We start from the raw sequence: 6,088 nt of genomic DNA, 5'->3' as shown, positions 1-6,088 counted from the left end.
CGCGACGGGTCCGGCGTCGGCGGCGCTGCTGTGGCGGTGGGCGTCGCACCGTCGTTACGTCGCTCCCGCGCTACTGTCCGTGGCGCTGATCGGAACCCTTGGCGGTCCCACGGCGTACGCCGTGGCCACGGTCGACGCGCCCCATCAGGGCATCGGCCCCGCGGTCGGGCCCCCTGGCCGGGGCTATGCGGGCGGGCGGACGGTGGGCAACCCCCGCCTCTACGCGCTACTGGAGGCGACGGACACCCCGTGGTCTGCCGCCATCGATCGGTCTTCGTCGGCTGCCGGCCTCGAATTGGCCACGGACACAGCGGTGATGGCGATCGGCGGCTTCTCCGGCACCGACCCGACGCCGACCCTTGAGCAGTTCAAGGACGACGTCGCGCGGCATCAGGTGTCGTACTACCTGGCGCCGCGGGGTTCGTCGCACGGTGCCGTCGCGGAGGACGAGGACGGCGAGAAGAGCAGCGCTCGACCACATTCGGACATCCTGCTGTGGGTCAGCGGCCACTTCCACTCGACGACCATCGGCGGCGTCACGGCGTACGACCTCTTCGCGCCCAAGTAGACGGGCGCTACCTGACGAGGCGCCGCAACAGCGTCGATGCGGTGAATACCCCGAGCGCCGCAGCAGCCACCAGCACGGTGAGGTCCAGCCACGTGTTGCCGGGCGTCCCGAGCAGCAGCGCCCGAAGCGCGTTGACCTCGTAGCTCAGCGGGTTGACCGCGGAGAGCCAGCGCAACCACACCGGCATGACGTCGATCGGGTACAGCGCGTTCGACGCGAAGAACAACGGCATGGTGATGGCCTGTCCGATGCCCATCAGCCGGTCGCGGTTGCGCACCAAGCCGGCCAACGTCATTGACAGACAAGCGAAGAACGCCGATCCGAGCACCACGACGACCATCGCCCCGAGGATCCGCAGGGGGTTGGCGGTGAGATGGATGCCCATCAGGTACGCGATCACCATGACGCCGACGACCTGGGCGACCGACCGCACGCCCGCCGCGAACGCCTTGCCGGTGATGAGGGCCGATGCGGGCGCAGGAGTGACCATCAGCTTGGCCAGGATGCCAGCGTCGCGGTCCCACACGATCTGGATCCCGTAGAAGATGGAGATGAACAACGCCGACTGGGCGATGATCCCCGGGGCGAGGAACGCCAGGTAGGACACGTCACCGGTATCGATGACGTGCAACCGCGAGAACGTCTGCCCGAAGATCAACAGCCACAGCGCGGGCTGCACCATGCGGGTGACCAGTTCACTGCGGTCGTGCGAGAGCTTCTGCAACTCGACGAGCGCGAAGGCCCCCATCCGGCGCAGCAGGCCTCCAAGCCGTCGCACGCCGCGTGGCGCGCGGATCAGTTCGACCGTGACGTCCCCATCAACTGACACGGCGGGCAACCCTTCTGCTGGATCGGATTTCGCGTAGGCCCCGCTTGGTGGCATCCTCCGTCAGGTCGGAGCCTGCGTAGTGACGGAACACGTCCTCCAGCGTCGCATTCGGAGAGGCGTCCGAGCTCAGCGCCGCCTTGAGGTCGTTCGGCGAGCCGACGGCCTGCAGTGCGCCGTGATGCATGAGGGCGACGCGATCACACAGCGCGTCGGCCTCCTCCATGTAGTGGGTCGTCAGCAGGACCGTCATCCCGTACTCCTGCTGCATGTCGGCCACCTGTGACCAAACCCCATCGCGGGCAATCGGATCCAGGCCGACCGTGGGCTCGTCGAGGATCAGCAGCGACGGCCGGTTCACCAGCGCTTGCGCGAGTTCAAGCCGGCGCACCATGCCGCCGGAGTACGTCCCTGCGAGGTTGTCCGCGACGTCGAGCAGTTGCATGGCCGACAGCGCCTCGTCGACGCGCCCGCGACGTTGCCGGCGCGGGACGTCGTACAGCCGGGCGAAGAGGTCGACGTTCTGCCGCCCCGTCAAAGCGGACTCGATCGAAAGTTGTTGGGGCACATAGCCAAGGTTGTGGCGGATGTCCATCGTCTCACGCCGGGCGTCCAGCCCGAAGATGCGCACGTCACCGTGCTGGACGGGGGTGAGGGTGGTGAGCACCCGGACCACCGTGGTCTTGCCCGCGCCGTTGGGGCCGAGGAGACCCATGGTTTCACCGGCGCGGACCTCGAGGGTCAGGTCTTCGACGGCGGTGAAGTCGCCGTAGCAGTGGGTCAGGTTCCGGCATTCGATCGCGGGCGTGGTCATGCTTGCTCCTCGCTGAGCAGGTGGGTCACTTCGGCCAGCACGGTCAGACCGTCGTGCAGACGAGTGAGCTGATCGACATCCAACCGAGCCAGCACGGCGCCGAGGGCGGCCCGTCGGACGGCCCGGGATTCGTCGGCGATGCGTTGCGCCGACTCGGTGAGTCGCAGTCGTCCCACGCGTCTGTCCTCGGGGTCGGTGGTGCGCACCAACAGATCGTCGGCGCTCAGTCGCGACACCAGGGTGGATGCGGTGTTGGGTGCGAGGCCGAGTTCGGCTGCGGCGTGCCGAACCGAGATGCCTGGCTGGCGGCCGACCAGCCGGAGCAATTCGGCCTGCGACTCGGGGAGCCCGGAGCCGATCCGCTGTCCGCCCCCCGAGCGGCGCATCTGGCGGCGGAAGCGGCCCGCAGTCGCCAGGAGTTCGGCGACGAGGTCGGTGGTGGTGGTGGGCACCACACCACGATACCTCTGTCGCAGAGGTAACTATCCGCCCCGTCGCGAGAGGTGGGGGTGTTTGGGCGCGACGACGTTGGGAAACTGGCCGAGATGTCCACTTCCGATTTCGACGACGCCCCGCTGTCAAAGTCCGAGGAGCTCGACTCCGACGAGATTCGCAATGACGATGGCGACGAGGTGGCCGATCCGCCAGAGCGATGGATCCCAGCCAAGGACGACGAGACCCTCGATGAGCGCTTGTCCGACGAGGTACCCGACGTCGGCGCGACAGGCGAGGACGCGGTCGAAGCGAGCGACGCCCACGACTCCGAAGGAGGCGGCGGCCTCGAGTTGGTCGCCGGCGACGAACTCGACCGCCTCGACACGCAGCGCCACGGCCGCGAGGAAGGTCAGATCGACGGCGCCCCCGAGGACGGCGACTCCTTCTTCGACATCGTCGAGTGACGACTACTCGGCTTCGGCCGCCTGGAGCACGACGACGGACCGGGCCTGGACCGTCAGATTGGCATTGGCGGAAACCGGACTGAAGGCGGTTGGCTCCGCCCCTTCGACCGTGTAGATCACCGGCTGCCACGCCGGGCCGAACTCCTTGGGCGGCAGCGTGAAGTCGATTGGCTCGTGATGGGCGTTGAAGCACAGCACGAACGAGTCGTCGGTGACCCGCTGGCCGCGCGGATCCAGATCGGGGATGCCCTGGCCGTTGAGGAAGACGGTGATCGACTTCCCGAAGCCCGAGTCCCAGTCCTCGTCGCTCATCTCCGACCCGTCGGGGGCGAACCACGAGATGTCCGGAATGCGCTCGGAGCCCCGGATGCGTACCGGCAACCCGTCGAAGAACCGTCGCCTGCGGAAGATCGGGTGCGCGGCACGCAACGCCGCGACCGAACGGGTGAAGTCGATCAGTGCGGTGTCAGCTGTCGCCCAGTCGATCCAGGTGATCTCGTTGTCCTGGCAGTAGCCGTTGTTGTTGCCACCTTGGGTCCGCCCGAGTTCGTCGCCGTGGCAGATCATCGGCACGCCTTGGGACAGCAGGTTGGTGGTGATGAAGTTGCGCACCTGCTGGGCGCGCAGCGCAAGGATCTCCGGGTCGTCCGTCTCACCCTCGACACCGCAGTTCCACGACTGGTTGTTGCTCTCGCCGTCGTTGTTGTCCTCGCCGTTGGCCTCGTTGTGCTTTTCGTTGTAGGACACCAGGTCTCGCAGCGTGAACCCGTCATGGGCGGTGACGAAGTTGATCGACGCCACCGGCCTGCGCGCGGTGTGCTCGTAGAGGTCCGCCGAGCCGGTGAGCCGGGACGCGAACTCGCCAAGGCTGGCGTCCTCGCCGCGCCAGAAGTCCCGGACGGTGTCACGGTACTTGCCGTTCCACTCGGTCCACTGCGGCGGGAAGTTGCCGACCTGGTAGCCGCCTGGGCCGACGTCCCACGGCTCGGCGATCAGCTTCACCTGACTGACGGTCGGGTCCTGCTGGACGAGTTCGAAGAAGGTCGAGAGCTTGTCCACGTCGTAGAACTCGCGGGCCAGCGTGGACGCGAGGTCGAACCGGAACCCGTCGACGTGCATCTCGGTGACCCAGTACCGCAGCGAGTCCATGATCAACTGCAGCGCATGCGGATTGCCCGCGTTCAGGCTGTTCCCGGTGCCGGTGTAGTCCATGTAGTAGCGCTTGTCATCGTCGACCAGTCGGTAGTAGGCCGCGTTGTCGATACCGCGCATCGATAACGTCGGGCCCATGTGGTTGCCCTCGGCGGTGTGGTTGTAGACCACGTCGAGGATCACCTCGATGTCGGCCTCGTGCAGGGCCCGGACCATGGCCTTGAACTCCTGGACCTGCCCGCCGGGAGTCGCGCTGGCACCGTACTTCGAGTCCGGCGCGAAGAACCCGATGGTGTTGTAACCCCAGTAGTTGGACAGCCCCTTGTCGATCAGGGTGGAGTCGTTGGCGAAGTGATGCACCGGCATCAGCTCGATCGCCGTGATCCCCAGCTCCTTGAGGTGCTCGATGATCGCGGGATGGGCGATCGCGGCATAGGTGCCGCGGCTGCGCTCGGGGATGTCGGGGTGCGTTTCGGTGAGCCCCTTGACGTGCGCCTCGTAGATGATCGAGTCCGCGTACTCGTGTTGCGGCGGACGGTCGGTGCCCCAGTCGAAGAATGGGTTGATGACGACGGACTTGGGCATGCTGGCCGCGGAGTCCTCGTCGTTGCGGCTGTCTGGGTCGCCGAAGTCATAGCCGAACAGCGACTGGTCCCACTGGAACGTGCCGTCGATGGCCTTGGCGTAGGGATCCAACAGGAGCTTGTTGGGGTTGCAGCGCTGACCGGACTGGGGGTCGTACGGGCCGTGCACCCGGTAGCCGTACCGCTGGCCCGGCTCGACGTCTGGCACGAAGCCGTGCCAGACGAAGCCGTCGACCTCGGGGAGTTTGAGCTTGGTCTCGTTGCCATCGGCGTCGAACAGGCACAGCTCGATGAACTCCGCCGCCTCGCTGAACACCGCGAAGTTGCTGCCCGAGCCGTCGTAGGTGGCGCCGAGCGGATAGGCCTTTCCGGGCCACATCTCCCACAGGACGTCATCCTTCGCGGGCGCATCGGGCTGCGACGTCGGCATGACGGCTGCCGTTGCGGTGTCCTTGGAACTGGCGGCTTTCGAACTGGTTGAAGCCAAAGTGCACACTCCGGGTTGACTGAGATGGAACAAGGCGACGATACGGTGCGCTTGGCCGCGGGACCTTGGCGGGCGAGACGCTCCAATCGGGGGTATGCCCGTCGATACCAGCTCTGAACTGCCCGGTTACCGGGCTCGGCAAACCGTCGACGATGGCGGTGTGCTCACGATCACCCTGAGTTGGTCAGGCGGGGTGGGGTGCGTGCGGCTAGGCGATGACCACGCCGGAGGCGCGCAGCGACTCGACGGCCTCCGCGGTGGTCGTCGGTGACACCCCCGCTGTGAGGTCCAGCAGGACGCGGGTGGTGAAGCCGGCGGCGACCGCATCGGCGGCCGTGGCCTTGACGCAGTAGTCGGTGGCGATGCCGACCACGTCGACGGCGTTGACGCTGCGTTGGCGCAACCAGTCGGCCAGGGTGGCACCGGAATCGTCGGTGCCCTCGAATCCGCTGTAGGCGGCCGAGTACTCGCCCTTGGTGAAGACCGCCTCAACGGCGGCGGGGTCGAACGCGGAGTGGAAGTCGACGCCGTCGGTGCCGACGACGCAGTGCCGCGGCCAGGACTCGCGAAAGTCGGGGTTGTCGGAGAAATGCGATCCCGGGTCGACGTGGAAGTCCATGGTCGCCACCACGTGGTCGTAGTCGTGCTCAGCCAGTAGTTCGGTGAGCGCGTGCGCGACGGCGGCACCGCCGTCGACGGCCAGCGCGCCGCCCTCGCAGAAGTCCTTCTGAACGTCGACGACGATGAGAGCACGCATG

The 6,088-nt window shown here is 67.0% G+C and carries 7 protein-coding genes; 2 read left to right on the top strand and 5 right to left on the bottom strand.

From position 1 onward, the window contains the following. The coding region (locus QOD90_RS15590; RefSeq protein ID WP_526351222.1) for a mannosyltransferase YkcB-related protein at nucleotides 1-568 on the top strand (568 nt) is incomplete at its 5' end. Nucleotides 569-575: 7 nt separating this feature from the next. Here the strand turns inward: QOD90_RS15590 and QOD90_RS15585 are convergent. The 3 genes from QOD90_RS15585 to QOD90_RS15575 form a co-directional block, all read right to left on the bottom strand. Further along, the gene (locus tag QOD90_RS15585) at nucleotides 576-1,316 is read right to left on the bottom strand and encodes an ABC transporter permease (protein ID WP_526351224.1); all 741 of its coding nucleotides are present in this window, start codon (nucleotides 1,314-1,316) and stop codon (nucleotides 576-578) included. Nucleotides 1,317-1,386: 70 nt separating this feature from the next. Beyond that, nucleotides 1,387-2,208 (bottom strand): ATP-binding cassette domain-containing protein, encoded by an 822-nt coding sequence (locus tag QOD90_RS15580; RefSeq protein WP_526351220.1) that lies wholly within the window; start codon nucleotides 2,206-2,208, stop codon nucleotides 1,387-1,389. Then, on the bottom strand, nucleotides 2,205-2,660 hold the full coding sequence (locus tag QOD90_RS15575) for a MarR family winged helix-turn-helix transcriptional regulator (protein WP_526351218.1): 456 nt from the start codon (nucleotides 2,658-2,660) through the stop codon (nucleotides 2,205-2,207). Before QOD90_RS15575 ends, QOD90_RS15580 begins: the two co-directional genes overlap by 4 nt. 93 nt (nucleotides 2,661-2,753) lie before the next feature. Here QOD90_RS15575 and QOD90_RS15570 point away from each other — a divergent pair, with 93 nt between their 5' ends. Beyond that, a complete protein-coding gene (locus QOD90_RS15570) occupies nucleotides 2,754-3,107 on the top strand; it encodes a hypothetical protein (RefSeq protein WP_526351216.1) in 354 nt (117 codons plus the stop codon). Between the two features lie 3 nt (nucleotides 3,108-3,110). Here the strand turns inward: QOD90_RS15570 and glgX are convergent, their stop codons facing one another. Both glgX and QOD90_RS15560 read right to left on the bottom strand, forming a co-directional pair. Continuing rightward, nucleotides 3,111-5,273, bottom strand: coding sequence for a glycogen debranching protein GlgX (glgX, locus tag QOD90_RS15565; protein ID WP_526351214.1), 2,163 nt, complete (start codon nucleotides 5,271-5,273; stop codon nucleotides 3,111-3,113). A gap of 265 nt (nucleotides 5,274-5,538) precedes the next feature. Then, nucleotides 5,539-6,087 carry an isochorismatase family protein gene (locus QOD90_RS15560; protein ID WP_526351212.1) on the bottom strand — a complete coding sequence of 183 codons (549 nt, stop codon included), beginning with the start codon at nucleotides 6,085-6,087 and terminating at the stop codon, nucleotides 5,539-5,541. Between the last annotated feature and the right edge of the window lies 1 nt (nucleotide 6,088).

The organism is Mycobacterium sp. (genome assembly GCF_032161845.1).
GTDB lineage: Bacteria > Actinomycetota > Actinomycetes > Mycobacteriales > Mycobacteriaceae > Mycobacterium.
This window is presented reverse-complemented; position numbering and strand designations above follow the sequence as displayed.

Bases quoted from the DNA above. Each gene is read 5' to 3' on its own strand.
- QOD90_RS15580 (WP_526351220.1), bottom strand. From the start codon at position 2,208: ATGACCACGCCCGCGATCGAATGCCGGAACCTGACCCACTGCTACGGC.
- QOD90_RS15585 (WP_526351224.1), bottom strand. From the start codon at position 1,316: ATGGGGGCCTTCGCGCTCGTCGAGTTGCAGAAGCTCTCGCACGACCGC.
- QOD90_RS15570 (WP_526351216.1), top strand. From the start codon at position 2,754: ATGTCCACTTCCGATTTCGACGACGCCCCGCTGTCAAAGTCCGAGGAG.
- glgX (WP_526351214.1), bottom strand. From the start codon at position 5,273: ATGCCGACGTCGCAGCCCGATGCGCCCGCGAAGGATGACGTCCTGTGG.
- QOD90_RS15560 (WP_526351212.1), bottom strand. From the start codon at position 6,087: ATGCGTGCTCTCATCGTCGTCGACGTTCAGAAGGACTTCTGCGAGGGC.